This is a genomic window from Geothrix oryzae (assembly GCF_030295385.1).
Classification (GTDB): domain Bacteria; phylum Acidobacteriota; class Holophagae; order Holophagales; family Holophagaceae; genus Geothrix; species Geothrix oryzae.
Genome location: NZ_AP027079.1, coordinates 522,058 through 539,609, shown reverse-complemented (window position 1 = coordinate 539,609; position 17,552 = coordinate 522,058). Strand labels below are relative to the sequence as shown.

At 67.6% G+C, this 17,552-nt stretch carries 16 protein-coding genes and 1 tRNA gene; 4 read left to right on the top strand and 13 right to left on the bottom strand.

Annotated features, from left to right (window positions below):
* The first annotated feature begins 15 nt into the window (after nt 1–15).
* Nucleotides 16–105, top strand: a tRNA-Ser gene (locus tag QUD34_RS02385).
* Between the two features lie 68 nt (nt 106–173).
* Here QUD34_RS02385 and QUD34_RS02380 read toward each other — a convergent pair.
* Nucleotides 174–527, bottom strand: a complete 354-nt coding sequence (locus QUD34_RS02380; RefSeq protein WP_286354992.1) for a cytochrome c3 family protein — start codon at nt 525–527, stop codon at nt 174–176.
* Nucleotides 528–661: 134 nt separating this feature from the next.
* Here QUD34_RS02380 and QUD34_RS02375 point away from each other — a divergent pair, with 134 nt between their 5' ends.
* Nucleotides 662–1,807, top strand: coding sequence for a DUF4382 domain-containing protein (locus QUD34_RS02375; protein WP_286354991.1), 1,146 nt, complete (start codon nt 662–664; stop codon nt 1,805–1,807).
* 64 nt (nt 1,808–1,871) lie between these two features.
* Here QUD34_RS02375 and QUD34_RS02370 read toward each other — a convergent pair whose 3' ends face one another.
* Both QUD34_RS02370 and QUD34_RS02365 read right to left on the bottom strand, forming a co-directional pair.
* A complete protein-coding gene (locus QUD34_RS02370; protein ID WP_375380010.1) occupies nt 1,872–2,972 on the bottom strand; it encodes a branched-chain amino acid aminotransferase in 1,101 nt (366 codons plus the stop codon).
* 46 nt (nt 2,973–3,018) lie between these two features.
* Nucleotides 3,019–4,482, bottom strand: a complete 1,464-nt coding sequence (locus QUD34_RS02365) for an aminotransferase-like domain-containing protein (RefSeq protein ID WP_286354989.1) — start codon at nt 4,480–4,482, stop codon at nt 3,019–3,021.
* 180 nt (nt 4,483–4,662) lie between these two features.
* Between QUD34_RS02365 and QUD34_RS02360 the strand changes: the two genes are divergently transcribed.
* The gene (locus tag QUD34_RS02360) at nt 4,663–5,202 is read left to right on the top strand and encodes a DUF4136 domain-containing protein (RefSeq protein ID WP_286354988.1); all 540 of its coding nucleotides are present in this window, start codon (nt 4,663–4,665) and stop codon (nt 5,200–5,202) included.
* A gap of 41 nt (nt 5,203–5,243) precedes the next feature.
* Nucleotides 5,244–5,741, top strand: coding sequence for a thiol peroxidase (tpx, locus tag QUD34_RS02355; RefSeq protein ID WP_286354987.1), 498 nt, complete (start codon nt 5,244–5,246; stop codon nt 5,739–5,741).
* A gap of 48 nt (nt 5,742–5,789) precedes the next feature.
* Here tpx and QUD34_RS02350 read toward each other — a convergent pair whose 3' ends face one another.
* From QUD34_RS02350 to nuoH, 10 genes are all read right to left on the bottom strand, one after another.
* On the bottom strand, nt 5,790–7,037 hold the full coding sequence (locus tag QUD34_RS02350) for an MFS transporter (protein ID WP_286354986.1): 1,248 nt from the start codon (nt 7,035–7,037) through the stop codon (nt 5,790–5,792).
* A 3-nt stretch (nt 7,038–7,040) separates the two neighbouring features.
* Complete coding sequence (locus tag QUD34_RS02345; RefSeq protein WP_286354985.1) at nt 7,041–8,258, bottom strand: ABC transporter permease; 1,218 nt, start codon at nt 8,256–8,258, stop codon at nt 7,041–7,043.
* Nucleotides 8,259–8,270: 12 nt separating this feature from the next.
* A complete protein-coding gene (locus QUD34_RS02340) occupies nt 8,271–9,842 on the bottom strand; it encodes an efflux RND transporter periplasmic adaptor subunit (RefSeq protein ID WP_286354984.1) in 1,572 nt (523 codons plus the stop codon).
* Between the two features lie 109 nt (nt 9,843–9,951).
* Nucleotides 9,952–11,451 carry an NADH-quinone oxidoreductase subunit N gene (locus tag QUD34_RS02335; protein ID WP_286354983.1) on the bottom strand — a complete coding sequence of 500 codons (1,500 nt, stop codon included), beginning with the start codon at nt 11,449–11,451 and terminating at the stop codon, nt 9,952–9,954.
* The gene (locus QUD34_RS02330) at nt 11,451–13,070 is read right to left on the bottom strand and encodes a complex I subunit 4 family protein (protein ID WP_286354982.1); all 1,620 of its coding nucleotides are present in this window, start codon (nt 13,068–13,070) and stop codon (nt 11,451–11,453) included. Before QUD34_RS02330 ends, QUD34_RS02335 begins: the two co-directional genes overlap by 1 nt.
* 8 nt (nt 13,071–13,078) lie before the next feature.
* Nucleotides 13,079–14,983 (bottom strand): NADH-quinone oxidoreductase subunit L, encoded by a 1,905-nt coding sequence (gene nuoL, locus QUD34_RS02325; RefSeq protein WP_286354981.1) that lies wholly within the window; start codon nt 14,981–14,983, stop codon nt 13,079–13,081.
* Nucleotides 14,984–14,990: 7 nt separating this feature from the next.
* A complete protein-coding gene (gene nuoK, locus QUD34_RS02320) occupies nt 14,991–15,311 on the bottom strand; it encodes an NADH-quinone oxidoreductase subunit NuoK (RefSeq protein WP_366526190.1) in 321 nt (106 codons plus the stop codon).
* Between the two features lie 19 nt (nt 15,312–15,330).
* Nucleotides 15,331–15,825, bottom strand: coding sequence for an NADH-quinone oxidoreductase subunit J (locus QUD34_RS02315; protein ID WP_286354979.1), 495 nt, complete (start codon nt 15,823–15,825; stop codon nt 15,331–15,333).
* A 9-nt stretch (nt 15,826–15,834) separates the two neighbouring features.
* On the bottom strand, nt 15,835–16,398 hold the full coding sequence (locus tag QUD34_RS02310; RefSeq protein ID WP_286354978.1) for a NuoI/complex I 23 kDa subunit family protein: 564 nt from the start codon (nt 16,396–16,398) through the stop codon (nt 15,835–15,837).
* A 10-nt stretch (nt 16,399–16,408) separates the two neighbouring features.
* On the bottom strand, nt 16,409–17,470 hold the full coding sequence (nuoH, locus tag QUD34_RS02305; protein ID WP_286354977.1) for an NADH-quinone oxidoreductase subunit NuoH: 1,062 nt from the start codon (nt 17,468–17,470) through the stop codon (nt 16,409–16,411).
* Between the last annotated feature and the right edge of the window lie 82 nt (nt 17,471–17,552).

The following is a 17,552-nucleotide window of genomic DNA, read 5'->3' as shown; positions in this document are numbered from 1 at the left end:
TCAAGATGAAGGCACGGAGGGATGGCCGAGCGGTTTAAGGCAACGGTCTTGAAAACCGTCGTGGGTGTGAACTCACCGCGGGTTCGAATCCCGCTCCCTCCGCCATCGAAGCCGCCGCAAGGCGGCTTCCTTCGTTCATGGGGAGCGGGATTCGAAGCCAGGCGGGAGCCCGCCTACTTCTTCTTGTGCGCGTGCACCTTCGCGAACATCGCATCGGTCAGGACCGACACCTTCTTCTTGCCGTGGCAAGTGTTGCACTGCGCCTTGCCCGGCATGATCAGGCCCGCCTTCTTGGCGGCGACGGGGTCCTTCATCACCTTCACGGCCTTGTACTCGCTGCCGGGGCCGTGGCAAGCCTCGCAATCCAGCACGGGGCTGAGCTTGGCGTGCTTGGAGGCGTTCCAGGATTCGAACTGGACCTTGTGGCACATCTTGCAGGCGGCGGCCCCAATGGGGGTCGGGCCTGCAGCCGAGAGCACGCAGGCACCCAGCACGAAGCCCACCAGCAGTGAACGGATCGGAACCATGGATTCCTCCTCGGAAAGAGGTCCTCAGACTACGCCGTTGGGCCCGTAGCATCATCCAACCGACGGGTCGCTAATGCTGCCGAAAGGGCGGCCCGGTCTAGACTGGAGGCTGGACCCCCTTTCCGGAGCCTCTGATGCGCCTACGCCCCATCCTGGTCGCCCTCGTTTCCCTGGGACTGACGCTGGCCTGCGGCGGCGGAGGCGGCGGCAGCAACCGGACCTCCCCCAGCGGCACCCTCACCCTCCGTCTCGGCGCCGACAGCTTCCCCGGATTCAGCCAGGCCATCGTGAGCCTTGAAAAGGTGGAGGCTTCTGTCGACGGCGGCACCTGGATCCCCCTCGGCGACATCAAGGCCACCTTCGACCTCCTGGCCCTGCAGGGCGGAGGCAGCACCCTGATCCTGCCGGCCAAGTCGGTCACGGCCGCCACCTACGCGCAGTTCCGGCTCACCTGGGCCACCGTCAACTACCAGTCCGTCTCCCATGTGGCGGCATACCTGATCTCGAGTGGCGGAATCGAGCAGTCCCTCGCCATGCCCGCCACCACGGTGGTGAGCGGCCCCGTGATCGTGCCCGCCAACGGGAATGTCACGGCCCAGATCATGCTGAGCGGGCAGCAGATGGTGCAGTCCCACGCCGGCGGCGCCGCCACCTACACCTTCCAGGCGACGGGCCGCGCCTTTGACCTGGGCGCCACGGCCCGCATCACGGGGCACCTCAGTGCGGGATCCACCCCGCTGACCGGCGTGGAGGTGTTCGCGGAGACGGTGGATGGCAGCGGTCTGGCCACACTCCAGCGCCGCGCCTTCACGGACGCCGCCGGCAACTACGCCCTCGAGGCCCTGCCCGCCGGCGGCCTCTGGTTCCTCGTGGCCCAGCCTGCGGGCTCCCTCAGCGCCTACCCCGCCGCTGCGACTTCCGTGAACGCGACGGCCGCCACCAGCTACGCCGCGGATCTCTCCTTCAGCGCTCCCCAGGCCCCCGGCTCCCTCACCCTCACGGTCACGCCAGCCTCCACCGCCACCCAGGGCACCTGGGGCGAGCTGCGGCAGACGCTTGCGACGGGCCTGGGGGGTTCCCAGGTCCTCATCGTCCGCTCCCAGACCGTGGCCACGGGCGTGGCCCAGGACCAGGCCGGGTTCCTCGGCCTCTTCCCCAGCGCCTACGGCGTCACGGCCCAGCGCAGCACCTCGGGGGGTGCGCCGGTCATGAAGACCAGCGCCACCCAGCTGCTGGTGAGCGCCGGCGGCACCGCAAGCACCGTGCTCTCCTACCCCTGAAGCTCGGCAACCGCCAGAGAAACGCCCGCCTTCCGGCGGGCGTTTCCGTGCTGGACGATCGGGGTTAGCCGACGATCTTCTTCATCCAGCCGTGGGGATCGGGCGCGAGGCCGTGCTGGAGGTTGAGGAGGGCTTCGCGGAGCTTGGCGGCCACGGGGCCGGTATCGCCGTTGTGGATGGTCCACTCGCCCTGCCGGGACTTCACCTGGCCCACGGGCGTGATGACGGCGGCGGTGCCGCAGGCGAAGGCTTCCGTCATGCGGCCTTCGGCCACGGCGGCCTTCCACTCAGCCACGCTGATCTTGCGCTCCTCTGCGCGGAAACCCTGCTCGCGGGCCAGCTGCAGGAGGCTGTCGCGGGTGATGCCGGGCAGCAGGGTGCCGGTGAGTTCGGGCGTGACCACCACGGTCTCGCCCTTCTCCTGGTAGACGAAGAAGATGTTCATGCCGCCCATCTCCTCGATGTATTCGCGGTGGATGGCGTCGAGCCACACCACCTGGTCGCAGCCCTGATCCTTGGCCTGGCTCTGGGCCACGAGGCTGGCCGCGTAGTTGCCGGCGCACTTGGCGAAGCCGGTGCCGCCGGGCGCGGCGCGGACATATTCATCGGAGATCCAGACGGTCACCGGCTTCACGCCGGCGGGGAAGTAGGCGCCGCTGGGGCAGGCCATCAAGAGGAAGAGGTACTCGTTGCTGGCGTGGACGCCCAGCGCGGCCTCGGTGCCGATCATGAGGGGGCGCATGTAGAGGCTCTCGCCCACGGCGCCGGGCACCCAGGCCTGGTCCTGCGTGATTAGGGCCTTGGCGGCTTCCAGGAAGCGGGCCTCCGGCAGCTCGGGCATGGCCAGGCGGGCGGCGGACTTATTGAAGCGATGGGCATTGGCCTCGGGCCGGAAGGAGGCGATGCTGCCGTCCTTCTGCTTGTAGGCCTTGAAGCCCTCGAAGATGGCCTGGCCGTAGTGCAGCACGGAGGAGGCCGGGGACATTTCGATGGGGCCGTAGGCCTTCAGCACGCCCTTGCCCCAGCCCTGCCCTTCCTTGTAGGGGATCACCACCATGTGGTCGGAGAACACCTGCCCGAAGCGGAGGTTGGTCATGAGCTTGGCGCGTTCCTCGGGACTGGCGGCGTGATCCGAGGGACGGATCTCGAGGGTGGAAGTGGACATCGCGGTGCTCATGGGTGCTCCTTGGAGGGGGATGGCCAGGTCCGGGTCAGGCCCGGTGGATCAGTTGACCCAGGCGCGCGATGGCGTCCCGGGTGGTCGCAGGGTCGTGCGTGGAGAAGTTCAGGCGGAGGCAGTTGGTGCCCCGGCCGTCGGCGAAGAAGAGGGGCCCCGGCGCGAATCCGATGCCGTGCTGCAGGGCGTCGCGGTGCAGGTCGAGGGCCGAGTAGCCCTCGGGCATCACCACCCACAGGTGCATGCCGCCTTTCGGCTCGGAGACCTGGGTGCCCCCGGGGAAGTGCTCGGCCAGGGCCTCGACCATGGCATCGCGGCGCTCCTTGAGGGCGCGGCGCACGCGGGCCAGATGGCGGCGGAAGCCGCCCGTGTCGAGGAAGCGGGCCACTACGGCCTGCATGAGCGGCGGCTGGGCGATGGTCTGCACTTCCTGGATGGGGGCCATGCGCCGGAGCAGGTCGTCCCTGGCGATGAGGTAGCCCAGGCGCAGGCCCGCCGCCAGCGACTTGGAGAAGCTCCCCAGGTGGATGACATGGTCGGCGCCCTCGAGCCGCCGGAAGGGCGGCAGGGAGTTGCCGGAGAAGCGCAGGTCGCCGTAGGCCGAATCCGTCACGAGGATCACGCCGTGGGTCCGCGTCAGCGCCAGCACCCGCTCCCGGCGGGCCTTGGACTGGGTCATGCCGGTGGGATTGTGGAAGCTGGGCACCGTGAAGAGCATTTTGGCTTCGCTGCGCTGGAGGGCCGAAGCCAGCCGCTCGGGATCCAGGCCCTGGCGGTCCACGGGCACGGGCACCGCCTCACGGCCCAGGGCGCGGATGAGGGCCAGGATGCCCACATAGCAAGGGCTTTCCACCAGCACGCGGTCACCGGGCACCGTGAAGGATTCCAGGGCCAGGGCCAGACCGGACTGCGCCCCGGGGATGGTGCGGATGCCCCAGCCCTCGTCGATGGGCTCGCCCTCGGAGGCCAGCCAGCGGCCCACGGCTTCCAGGTAGGGCGCATAGCCCGCGGGGGCGGAGTAGACCCAGGCCTCGGAGCCGAGGTCTTTCAGCACCTGGGCCGTGATGCGCCGGAGTTGCTCGGCCGGCAGCAGGTCGGAGGGGATGAATCCCGCGGAAAAGCTCACCAGGTGCCTGTCCTGGACCCGCTCCAGGGTCTCACCCAGCCAGGAGCCCAACTCCCCGTCGTGGACCAGCAACGGGGAACCCTCAAACGGGAACTCGCTGGTGGAGCGCAAGCCCGGGGCTTCCGGCAGGCGCGGCGCCACGAAGCTGCCCCGCCCCTGCACGGTCTGGATCCAGCCCGTGCGCTTGAGCCCGGCCAGGGCCTTCAGGACCGTCAGGCGATGGACCCCCCAGCGCTGGGCCAGCTCGGGCACGGCGGGCAGCCGCGTGCCGGGTCGCCACTCGCCCTGCTGGATGAGGCCACGAAGCCGCCGCTGCAGCTGCAGATACAAGGGGCTGGAGGCGCCCGGGTCGAGGGTGGGATCGAGAACCATCCCCATCAGGATGGGCCGATCCCCAAGGTGTTTCAAAGAAAGACGACGAAATTCACAGCCCAGAACAGACCATTGGGCGAGGATCCCCGGGCTCCGCCCCCTCCTTAGACCACCGTAGACCGGTCACCCGCGTCAACCTCTGCCCGTTTCGGGCGTCCATAATGGTGCCCCGGAGGTTCCATGCGCCCCCTCAGACTGCCCGCTGCCCTGCTGTCCCTCGCCCTGCTCGGGGCCTGCAGCAGCTACCAGGTGACCTACGACTACGATGTGACCGCTTCCTATGGGCGCTACCGGACCTTCGACTACTACACCTCCAAGAAGGGCACCGGCGGCACCACCAACCTCATGGACAAGCGGGTGCGCGCCGCCGTGGAGAAGGAGCTCCAGGCCAAGGGCTTCGCCATGGAGACCAAGGCGGACCCGGACTTCCTCGTGACCTACTACCCCATCGTGCAGGAACGGAGGTACCGCACCACCACCCATGTGGGCTGGGGCTGGGGCTACCGGCCGGTCTACGGACACATCGGCACCTCCACCAGCCAGGTGCACCACTACAAGGAAGGCAGCATCGTCATCGAGATCGTGGATTTCAAGAGCAACCAGATGATCTGGCAGGGCGCCGCGGCGGGCGCCCTCACGGGCCTGGACAACCCCGAAGATGCCGATGAGGTCGTGCCGAGGGCGGTTCGCGACATCCTCGCCAAGTTCCCGCCGAAGTAACTTCGGAAGCGTAAACTGAGAGTTCTCAACGAGGAGCTCTCATGGCCCAGATCACCCTCAAAGGCACCCCCCTCCACACCTCCGGCGATCTGCCGAAGGTGGGTTCCGCGGCCCCGGCCTTCACGCTGGTGCGCACCGATCTCTCCGAAGTCTCCGGCAAGGACCTCGCGGGCCAGCGCGTGGTGCTGAACATCTTCCCCAGCCTGGACACGCCCACCTGCGCCGCCAGCGTGCGCAAGTTCAACGCCCGCGCCAACGAGAAGCCCAACACCACCATCCTCTGCGTGAGCGCCGACCTGCCCTTCGCCCAGAAGCGCTTCTGCGGCGCGGAGGGCCTGGACAATGTGGTGCCCGCCTCCACCTTCCGCAGCGCCGACTTCGGCAAGACCTACGGCGTCACCATGACGGACGGCCCCCTCAAGGGCCTGCTCGCCCGCGCCGTGGTGGTCGTGGATGGCGCCGGCAAGGTGGTCCACACCGAGCTCGTTCCCGAGATCGCGCAGGAACCCGACTACAACGCCGCGCTCGCCGTGCTGTAATCGATCTTCCGTTTCCAGGAAAGGGCGGCCTTGGGGCCGCCCTTTTCGTCACTGGATGCGGTCCATCTTGCGCAGCTCGGGCACCTTCCAGGCGGTGGTGGCCACCACCAGCAGGGTCATGCAGCCGCCGAAGACCACCGAGGGCACCAGGCCCAGAAGCCGGGCGGCCAGGCCGCTCTCGAAGGCCCCGATCTCGTTGCTGGAACCGATGAATACCTGGTTCACCGAGGACACCCGGCCCAGCATGTGCTCCGGCGTGAGGGTCTGAACCAGGGTGGCCCGCAGCACCACGCTGACATTGTCCACAGCCCCGCTGGCCGCCAGTGCCAGCAGGCTCAGGAGGAAGCTCCGGCTCAGGGCGAAGGCGATCATGGCCACGCCGAACCCCCCCACGCAGAGGAGCAGGGTCCGGCCCGCCCGCCGCAGGGGCGGCCGGTGGGCCAGGGTGATGCCCATGAGCACCGAACCCGCGGCCGGGGCGGCACGCAGGATGCCGAGGCCCTGAGGTCCCACCTGGAGGATCTCCTTGGCGAACACGGGCAGCACGGCCACGGCCCCGCCGAACAGCACGGCGAAGAGGTCGAGGCTGATGGCCCCCAGCAGCAGGCGCCGGGAAAACACGAAGCGCAGGCCCTCGCCCAGGCTTTGGAGGATGGATCCCACCCGCGGCGCCACCGCCCGCGGCGCGTAGCGGACGGCGAACATGCCCAGGAGGCCACCCGTCATCAGCGCCATCACCAGGAAATGGGCCGTCACCGGGCCGCGCCAGGCATAGACCAGGCCCCCCAGGGCCGGGCCGAGCACCATGCCCGAGTGGAAGACGGCCACGCGCCAGGTCGAGCCGTTCGCGTAGAGTTCCTTGGACAGCAGGTCCGTGCCCAGGGCCACATTGGCCGGACGGTAGAAGGCCCGCATGATGCCCGTGAGGAAGATGATCCCGTAGATGGGCCCGACGGCCTTGGCCAGGGGCCCGGCCTGGAACTGCCAGCTGAACCCCCAGAGCAGGGCCGAGCAGAGGGCGAGCCCCAGGGTCGAGGCCATGCAGAGGCGCAGGCGGTTCATCCGGTCCGCCGCGTGGCCGCCGAACAGCGCCAGGGCCAGAAAGGGCAGCGCTTCGGACAACCCCACCAGCCCCAAAGCCAGAGGATCCCCCGTGCGGTCGTAGACCTGCCAGCCCACCACCACGCCCTGCATCTGGAGCCCCAGGGTGACGAGACCCATGGACGCGATGAACCAGCGGTAGCTCCCGTCCCTCAGGGCCGCGTAGGGGTCATGGGGGGCGGCGGCCTCAGCCACGGCTCACTCGTACCTCAGGGCGTCGATCACATCCAGCTTCGCGGCCTTCACAGCGGGCAGGAACCCGGCCGCCACGCCCACCACCCCGGAGAAGCCCAGGCCCAGGGCCACGGCCCAGGTTTCGGTCACGGCGGGCACCTGGAACTTCTGGAGGATGAAGACGGCGGTGTACGCGAATCCGATCCCGATGACGCCGCCCAGCACGGAGAGCACGATGGCCTCGATGAGGAACTGCCAGAGGATGCTCCGCTGGGTGGCGCCCAGGGCGCGGCGGATGCCGATCTCCCGGGTGCGCTCGGTGACACTCACCAGCATGATGTTCGAGATGCCGATGCCGCCCACCACCAGGGAGATGCTGGCGGCCACGGCCAGCAGGGCCGTGAGGATGCCCGCCTGCTGGCTCTGCATCTGCACGATGTCGTCCTGCTTGCGGATCTGGAAGGGGTTGTCGTCCTTGGGCGCGACCTTCATGCGCTGGCGCAGAAGAGCCGTGACCTCGGCTTCGGCCAGCTCGGCCTTCCCTTCCTGGGCGCTGACCATGATGCGCTGGATCTTGTCGCGCCCCATGATCTTGCGCATGACCGTGGTGTAGGGGGCCACGATGAGGTCATCCTGGTCGCCCCACATGCCGGCGCCCTTCTTCTCCAGCACGCCCACCACCTGGAAGGGCAGCGCGCCCACGCGCACTGTCTGGCCCACGGGGTCTTCGCCATTGGGGAAGAGGTTGTCCTTCACGGTCTGGCCGATGACGCAGACCTTGGCCATGCCACGGACTTCGGTATCGGTGAAGAAGCGCCCGTTCTCGACTTCCCAGCCCCGGATCTGGAGGAACTCGGGGCCGGTGCCCTGGACCTGGGTGACATAGTTGCTGTTCTGGAAAATGATGGGCCGCGTGGTCTGGACCTGGGCCGAGGCCGCCACCACGCTGCTCTGCGCGAGCTCCTGCTGGATCAGGGGGGGATCGCTCTCCAGCAGGATGTCCGCGCTGCCCATGGCCGACGGACCGAAGCGGTTTCCGCCGCTGCCGGGGAAGATGGTCAGCATGTTGGAGCCCATGTTCTGGATCAGGGCGATGGAGGCCCGCTTCGAACCCTCGCCGATGCCGATCATGGCGATGACCGCCCCCACGCCCACGATGATGCCGAGCATGGTGAGAAACGCGCGCATCTTGTTGCGCGTGATGGCAAACAGCGCGAGCTTGATGAACTCCAGGAACCGCATGGATCCTCCCGGCTAGCGCCGTCCGCCCTGGCCGCCCGGCGTGGCCGCCGTGCCGTTGGCCTGCTTGGTGTTTTCGACGCCCACCAGGATCTGCAGGCCCTCCTGGAGGCCTTCGCCGGTTACTTCGGTGAACTGGCCGTCAGTGATGCCGGCCTTCACCACGAGGGCCTTGGGCTTGCCGTTCTCCAGCACCCAGATGCGGTCCTCCCGCCGGGCCACCAGGCCCCCTTTGCTGCCAGTGGTGCTCTGGGCCCCGGGCCGGGGACCGCCGCCCATCGTCATGGGCTGGCCCAGGCGCGGGCCGTCGGTTTTCTTCTCATCCTTGATGAAGGCGGAGGGGTTGAAGCGCAGGGCGGAGTTCGGCACCCGCAGCACATCCTTGCGCTGGTTGGTGACGATGGTGACATTGGCGGTCATGCCCGAGCGCAGGGCCAGGGTGCCGGTGAACTTCGGGCCGCCGAGCTGGCTGGCGCCGCCGGGGATCCGGGCCAGGGCCTTCGGATCGCCCACGGGGGCCTGGGCCGCGGCGGCCATGGAGCGGACCTGATCGGGCCTGCCCTGTCCCGCCTGGCGCTCCTTGAACCGCTTCAGGAAGTCCGCCTTGGTGGTGCCCGCCGGCAGGCGGTCCTTCATGCGTTCCCAGGCCTTCTCGGGATCGGGAGCGCCCTGCCCCGCTCCAGGTGCCGCGCCGGATGCCTCGCCTGATGCCGAGCCACGGGGGGCATGGCCGCCGGCGGCCTGGGCGGAGCCCTGGGCCTCCTCGCCGGAGCCGGGGAGGGGCTCGTTGGGGACGATCATCTCGACCACATAGTTCACGACATTCTGGGTGGTGATCGGCTCCTGCCGGACCAGGCTCACGGTGGCGCCGAATTGGCGGTCCGGCAGGCTGTCCACGGTGAAGAAGGCGCGCTGGCCCACCTTCACTTCGTCGATGTCCGATTCGCCGATGGAGACCTGGACCTTCATCTTCGACAGGTCCTGGGCGATCTGGAAGAGGTTGGGCGTGCTGAAGCTCGCCGCCACGGTCTGCCCCACATCCGCCAGCCGCGAGATGACGACGCCATCCACCGGAGCCGTGATATTGCAGTAGCCGAGGTTGGCCTTGGCGCGCTCCAGGGAGGCCTTGGCGTTCTCGTAGCTGGCCACGGCGGTCTGGTAGGCCACCTGCTTGGCCTCGAGATCCTGGTCCGCCAGCAGTTTTTCCGCCGCCAGGCGCTTGGCGCGCTCGTACTGGCGCCGGGCGTCATCCATGCTCGCCTTGGCCCGGTCCATGCCGGCCTCGGCGTCCTTCAGCTGGGTCTCCCAGATGGTCGGATCGATCTGGGCGATGAGCTGACCCTTCTTCACGATGCTGTTGTAGTCCACATAGAGGGCCGAGATCACCCCGGACACCTGGGTGCCCACAGCCACCTGCACCACCGGGCTCACGGCGCCCGTGGCATTGATGCGCTGGGTGATGTTGCCCTTGTCCAGCTTGGCCTGGCGCCACTTCACTTCATCCTTGGGCCGCGTGAGGGCGTAGCCGGCTCCCGCCGCCACCACCGCGACGCCAATGCCAAGAACGATCCAGGTGTTCCGCTTCATGCGCCGCGCTCCGAATCTCAAAGGGCCGGGCAGGGCCCAGCCTTAAACCTTCGCATAACGATGTATGGACCGCCAGATCAGGTTCCCGGTTGAGGCGGAAATTCCAGAATCAGCGGATCAGGCCGAGTCCCTCGACCAGGGCGCGCCGGGCGAACCCATCTGCAAGGAAATACTGGAGAAAGCCGCCGGTCAGGACGATGCCCGCGGCCACCAGCACCGTGGCGCCGGCCAGGGGGGCATGCACCGCCGGGCGATCCGAGGCCAGGCGTTCCGCCTCGGCATTGGGGGCCTGGAGGAAGAGGGCCACGAGGAAGCGCAGGTAGTAATAGGCGGACACCAGACTCGCCAGCACGCCCAGGATGGCCAGGCCCACATGACCCGTGCCCACCAGCTCGCGGAAGATCATGTACTTGCCGTAGAAGCCGCCCAGGGGCGGGATGCCCGCCAGGCTCAGCATGAACACGGCGGCGGCGAAGCCCATGGCGGGCCGCTTCCAGCCCAGGCCCCGCAGGTCCTCGAAGGTGGTGTGCTCGCCCACCAGGCCGAAGGCCGTCAGCAGGCCGAAGGCGCCCAGGTTCATGGCCAGGTAGATGACCAGGTAGAACAGCACGCCCGTGTGGGCGGCGGGGGTGCCGGCCACGAAGCCGAGCATCAGGTAGCCCGCATGGCTGATGCTGGAATAGGCCAGCATGCGCTTCACATTGGACTGCACCAGGGCGGTGAGGTTGCCCACCACCAGGGTGGCCACGGCCAGCACGGCCACCACGGCCTGCATCTTCACGCCCACGGCGCTCAAGGGCGCCAGGCTGCCGGGGAAGATGCGGAGCAGGGCGATGAACGCCACGCCCTTGGTGGCCACGGACATGAAGCCGGCGATGGGATGGGGCGAAGCCTCGTAGGCGTCCGGCGTCCACTGGTGGAAGGGCACGGCGGAAACCTTGAAGAGGAAGCCCAGCAGCAGGAGGGCGGCGCCCGCCAGCACCAGCGGATCCAGGGCCAGGCCCTGGGCCTTGAGGATGACGGCGGCGGTGGTCAGATCGAGGCTGCCGCTCAGGCCGTAGATCAGCACGCCGCCCATGAGGAAGCAGCTGGAGGCCACGGCTCCGGTGATGAAGTACTTCATGCCGCCTTCGGCGCTCTGGGGCCGCGCCCGCACAGTGCCCACCAGGGCGTAGAGCGGCACGCTGAAGAGTTCCAGCCCCAGGAACAGGGCCACGAAGTGCGTCGTGGAGGCGAAGAGCATCATGCCCACCACGGAGAAGAGGAGCAGGGAGAGGCTCTCCCCCTTCACCCAGCCTTCCTGGTGGAAGTGGTCCCAGCTCTGGAGGATGGTGAGGGCCGCGGCCACCAGCAGGAAGATGCCGGTGAACTGGGCCAGGCGGTCCATGCGGAGCTGGAAGAAACTGGGCTGGGCGCCGGTCTGCCAGAGGTCGGTCAGGTACCAGAAACTCGCGCCCACGGCCAAGAGGGCAGTGCCGTACATGACGGCCCGGATCCACTTGGCGGTGGCCTGGTCCTTGTCTAGGGACATGAGGGGGATCAGGCAGGCGCCGAGGGCCGGGAGGATCAGCGGCAGCAGGGCCGCCCACTGGCTGGGGGTGAGGCTCATCAGTGCACCTCGTGGGCGGCGGAGGGTTCAGGAGCCGCGGAAGCTTCATGGGCTTGGGCCCCGGCGGGCGCCGGCGCCTCATGGACGGCCGGCCTCAGGACGAAGGTCCGGGGCGCCGGAGCCTTGATGTCCTGCAGCAGCGAGGCCACGGGGGCTTCGCTGGCGACCATGAAGGTCTTCGGATGGACGCCCATCCACACGATGAGCACCACCAGGGGCAGCATCACCGCGATCTCCCGCGCATTCAGGTCGCTGTGCAGGTGGTGGGTGCCGCTGTCCTCGTCCTTGTTCTCGGGGCCCCAGAAGACCCGCATGAACATCCAGAGCATGTAGACCGCGCCCAGCAGCACGCCGGAGGTGGCGAGGCAGGCGTAGAGCCGGCCCCAGCCGAAGCCGGAGAGGAAGGTGCCGTTGAGGATCCAGAACTCGCCCACGAACCCGTTGGTCAGCGGCAGGCCGATGGAGCTCAGGGTGACGATCATGAAGAAGGTGGTGAACACGGGCATCTTCGTCACCACGCCGCCGAAGTCGGCGATCATGCGCGTATGGGCCCGGTCGTAGAGCATGCCCACCAGGAGGAAGAGCGCGCCGGTGCTGATGCCGTGGTTGAGCATCTGGAGCATGGCGCCCTGGGTGCCGATGACGGTCATGGACGCGAGGCCCAGCATCACGAAACCCATGTGGCTCACGGAGGAGTAGGCCACCAGCTTCTTGATATCGCGCTGCACCATGGCCACCAGCGCGCCGTAGACGATGGCGACGACGCTGAGGAGGGCGATGGGCTGGGCGTAGTGCATCGCCGCCTGGGGGAACATGGGGATGGCGAAGCGGATGAAGCCGTATCCGCCGAGCTTCAGCAGCACGCCGGCGAGGATGACGGAACCGGCCGTGGGTGCCTGCACATGGGCGTCCGGCAGCCAGGTATGGAGCGGGAAGAGGGGCACCTTGATGGCGAAGGCCACCGCGAAGGCGACGAACAGCCAGCACTGGACGCCGAAGGGCAGCGCCGAGGCGGCCTGGGCCATCACGGCGGGATTGAAGCCGCCCGCCTTGTTGGCCAGGTAGAGCAGCGCCACCAGCCAGAGCAGCGAACCGCTCAGGGTGTAGAGGAAGAACTTGTTGGCGGCGTAGCGGCGCTCATCCCCGCCCCAGACCCCGATCATGAAGTACATCGGGATCAGCATGGCCTCCCAGAAGAGGTAGAAGAAGAACAGGTCCTGGGCCATCAGGGCGCCCAGCATGCCGGTCTCGAGCAGGAGGAACAGGGCCGCGAAGGTGCCGATGCGGTCCTTCAGGCTGTTCCAGGTGCCCAGCATGGTGAGGGGCACGAGGAAGGTGGTGAGGATGACGAGCCAGAGGTTCAGGCCGTCCACCGTCAGGGCGTAGTCCACCGGCAAGTTCACAAGGGTGAACCAGGGGGCGCGCTCGACGAGGACCGCGCCGGCCGATCCGTGGCCCAGCAGCCACGCGAGGCTCAGGATGAAGACGCCCAGGGCGCCCAGGAACCCGAGCAGCCGGGCCAGCTTGCCCAGGGAGTGCGGCAGGGCCATCAGCACGAAACCCAGCAGGGTCGGCGCGAAGACCAGAAAGGTGAGGGGATGGGAGTTCAGCCAGGTCATCGCCCCACCTACTTCAGGAAGACATAGAGGAGGACCGCGGCCCCCAGAGCCATGCTGAGCGCGTAGTTGCGCACCCGGCCGGTCTGGAAGAGGGCGGTGAAGTCCCCGAACACCCGGGCCAGCGCGCCCGGCAGGTTCACGCCCACACCGTCGATGATGATCACATCGAAGAGCTTCCACAGCACATTGCCGAACCAGCGGATGGGCCGGAGCAGGTAGAGCTCCACACCCTCATCCACGAAATATTTGTTCAGCAGCAGGTTGTGGACGAAGGGGAACTTCGTGGCGAAGGCCAGTTCCCAGGCCGGGCCATCCTTGTACTTCGACCAGCCCAGGAAGCCGAAGAGCAGGCCCAGGGTCGTGGAAATGAGGGCGAGCAGGACCGCCGGCCCCTCGTGGTGCCCGTGGGCGCCATGGGTCTGGCCGTAGGTCAGGGCGGAGTTCAGCCATTCGCCGATCCGGAAGTGGCCGCCGAAGGCCTCGGGCACACCCCAGAAGCCCCAGAGCAGGGAGCCTACCGCCAGCACCATGAGCGGCACCGTCATGGTGAGCGGGCTCTCGTGGGCGTGCTCATAGGCGTGGTGATCGCGGGGCTCGCCCCAGAAGGTCAGGGCCATGAGGCGCCACATGTAGAAGCTGGTGCAGCAGGCGCCGATCACGCCGATCACCCAGAGGGCCGGGGACTTCAGGTAGGCCAGGTAGAGGATCTCGTCCTTGCTGAAGAAGCCCGAAGTGCCCGGGAAGCCCATGATGGCAACGGTGCCGGCCACCATGGTGAGGAAGGTGATCTTCGTCTTGGTCTTCAGCCCGCCCATCTTGAACAGGTCCTGCTCGTGGTGCATGGCGTGGATCACGCTGCCGGCGCCGAGGAAGAGGAGGGCCTTGAACCAGGCGTGGGTGAAGACATGGAAGAAGCCGGCCGCGAAGCCCGCCGCGCCCAGGCCCAGGAACATGTAGCCCAGCTGGGAGACGGTGGAATAGGCCAGCACCTTCTTGATGTCGCGCTGGAAGAGGCCGATGGTGGCGGCGAAGAGCGCCGTGGCGGCGCCCACCCAGGCCACCACGGTCATCGTGATGGGAGCCAGGGTGAAGACGGGCGCCAGGCGGCAGATCATGTAGATGCCGCTGGTCACCATGGTGGCTGCGTGGATGAGGGCGCTGACGGGCGTGGGGCCCGCCATGGCGTCCGGCAGCCAGAGGTAGAGGGGCAGCTGGGCGCTCTTTCCCGTGGCGCCCACGAAGAGCATCAGGGTGGCGAAGGTGAGGACGCCGAAACCCACTTCGGGGGCCAGGTGGCCGGACTGGGTCAGGATGTCGGAGATGGTCAGCGTGCCGAAGGCGGCGAAGAGCACCAGCATGCCGATGGAGACGCCCAGATCACCCACGCGGTTGGTGAGGAAGGCCTTCAGGCCCGCCTGGGGCGCGAAGTCCGTCTCGTAGTAGTAGCCGATGAGCAGGTAGGAGCAGAGGCCCACGCCCTCCCAGCCCACGAACATCAGCGGCAGGCTGGAGCCCATGATCAGGGTGAGCATGAAGAACACGAAGAGGTTCAGGTAGCTGAAGAACCGGGCGTAGCCCTCGTCCCCGTGCATGTAGCCCACGGAGTAGAGGTGGATGAGGAAACCGATGCCCGTGACGATCAGCATCATGGTGCCGCTGAGGGAATCGATGACGAGGCCGAAGGGGACGCTCAGGGTCCCGGTGGCCATCCACTCGCCGTAGGTCAGGGCGAGCCGATGGTCCGGCATGCCCTTCATGGTGAAGAAGGCCGAGGTGGCCAGCACCAGGGAGCCCAGCACCACGCCGAGGCCGACGAAGGTGACGGCGCCCTTGCCGGCGCGCTTGCCCAGCAGGCCGTTGAAGGCCGCGCCCAGCAGGGGGAGGATCGGAATGAGCCAGTAGTACTTGTTCATCGCATCCTCACTGCTTCAGGCTGGCGGCCCGGTCCGAGTCGGTGGTGTCCCGGTGACGGTAGAGGCCGATGATCAGCGCCAGACCAATGGCCGCTTCGCAGGCGGCCACGGCGATGATGAAGAGGTAGAACACCGTGGCCTGGGCATCCCCGCTCCGGAAACGGGCGAAGGCCAGCAGGGCCACATTGGCGGCGTTGAGCATCAGCTCGACGCCCATGAACTGCATGATCAGGGTGCGACGCAGCAGCACCGTGGCCAGCCCCAGGGCGAAGAGCAGGAGGGCCACCACCAGGTATCCCTGGAGGCCGCCGTGGAGGATCGCGTCCATGCCGGTCATCGCTGGCTCCTCACAGATTCCGCTTGGTCAGCGCCACGGCGCCGATCATGGCCGCCAACAGCAGCAGGCCCGCCACTTCGAACCCCAGCAGGTGGTCGGCGAAGAGCGTCGAGCCCACAGCCTGCAGGTTCATGGCTCGGGGCAGCGCCTCGCCCCTCGTCGCCAGGTCCTTCAGGCCGCCGGAGGCCAGCACCAGCTTCACGGCGCCGAAGCCCATGGCCGCGAGCAGGGCCAGGGAGAGCCAGCGCTGGATGGGATGGGCCACCTCGGCCTTCTCCTCCTCGTGGCTGTTCAGCATCATGATCACGAAGAGCACCAGCACCATGATGGCGCCGGTATAGACGATGACCTGGAAGGCCGCCGCCACGGGGTTGGCCAGCAGCACGAAGAGGCCCGCCACGCCGAAGAAGGCGGCCACCATGCAGAGGCCGGCCATGACGACATTCTTCTGGAGCAGCATCCCCAGGGCACCCAGGAGCGTGATGAGGGCGAAGGTGATGAACATGGCCTCTCCTTACATCGCGATCGTGCGGCGCGGCACGGAGGGGGTGGGATCCTGGCTGATGGCTTCCTTGCCGTCGGTCTCGGCGTAGGTGTTCATCAGGTCCCACTTGCCGTACTTCATGGAGAGCCGGTCGTAGGCAGCCACTTCGTAGTCGTTGCGGAGCCAGATCGCATCCTTGGGACAGGCCTCTTCGCACATGCCGCAGTAGATGCAGCGGAGCATGTCGATGCTGAACTTGGCCGGCCGCTTCTCCTCGAAGCCCTGGGTGTAGGTCAGGTCGCTGAACTCCTCGGCCTCGATGCTGATGCAGCGGGCCGGGCAGGCTTCCTGGCACATGAAGCAGGCCACGCACTTGATGGCGCCGTCCTCGAACCGCTTCAACTCGTGGAGACCGCGGTAGCCCGCGGGCATCTCCTTCTTCATGTCCGGATACTGGATCGTGTAGCGCTTCGCGGTGGAAGTGAAGAGCTGCCGTAGGAAGTGCTGGAAGGTGATGCCCATGCCCTTCAGCACCGGCCACACATAGGTGCGGTCCAGCCAGCTCAGCTCGACCTTCTTGACCAGGACACCCATCGCCAACTCCTCAGTGTCCCTGGCTCATGCGCCAGGCGTGGAAGACCAGGTTTGCCATGGAGAGCGGCAGCATCACCTTCCACCCGAGATGCATGAGCTGGTCGTAGCGGAACCGCGGCAGCGTCCACCGGATCCAGACAAAGACCCAGGCGAAGAACAGCATCTTCAGCAGGAAGCTGGCCACGGACAGCATCACCGCCGGGTCCTTCACGAAGGGCACCTGCCAGCCGCCGAAGTAGAGCGTGGCGATGAGGGCCGAGGCCGTCATCAAGTGGCAGTACTCCGACAGGGCCAGCAGGCTGAACTTCATGCTGCCGTATTCGGTGTTGAAGCCCGCCACGATCTCGCTCTCGCCCTCGGCGAAGTCGAAGGGCAGGCGGTTGGTCTCGGCGAACATGCAGGTGAAGAACACCACGAAGCCCAGGGGCTGGCGGACGATGTTCCAGGCCCAGGGCAGATGGCCCTGGGAAGTGATGATGTCGGAGGGGTCGTAGCCGCCGGCGGTCATGAAGATGGTGACCACGGCCAGGCTCATGCCGATCTCGTAGCTCACCATCGCCGCGGAGGCCCGCATGCCGCCGAGGATCGACCACTTGTTGTTGCTCGACCAGGCCGCCACCAGCACACCGTAGACCGCCATGCCGCCGATGGCCAGGGGATAGAGCATCCCCATGCCGTTGCCGGGATCCAGCAGCGCCATGTGGTAGGTCTGGCCGCCGCTCACGAAGCTGCGCCCGAAGGGGATCACGGCGAAGCCCATGAGGGCCGGCACGAAGGCCAGGAAGGGCGCCAGCCAGAAGAGGGTCTTGTTCGCGTCGTGGGGGACCAGGTCCTCCTTGAAGAAGAACTTGATGCCGTCCGCCACGGGCTGCGCGAGGCCGATGATCTTGATCTTCCCGAAGAGGGCCGCCCGGTTGGGACCGATGCGGTCCTGGATCATGGCCGCGCCTCGGCGCTCCACCCAGGTCCAGACGGCCGCCAGCGAAAAGACGCCACCGAAGACGATGACGAGTTTCGCCACCATCCAGGCGGTGGCAGGCGTGGTGTGCAGCAGGCTCGCAAGCTTGTCCATGGGCGGCTTCCCGGCAGGGCCACCCGCGGGGAGGCCCAACCCATCGAGCCTATCAGACCAACGCCCTTCCCGACACGGAGGG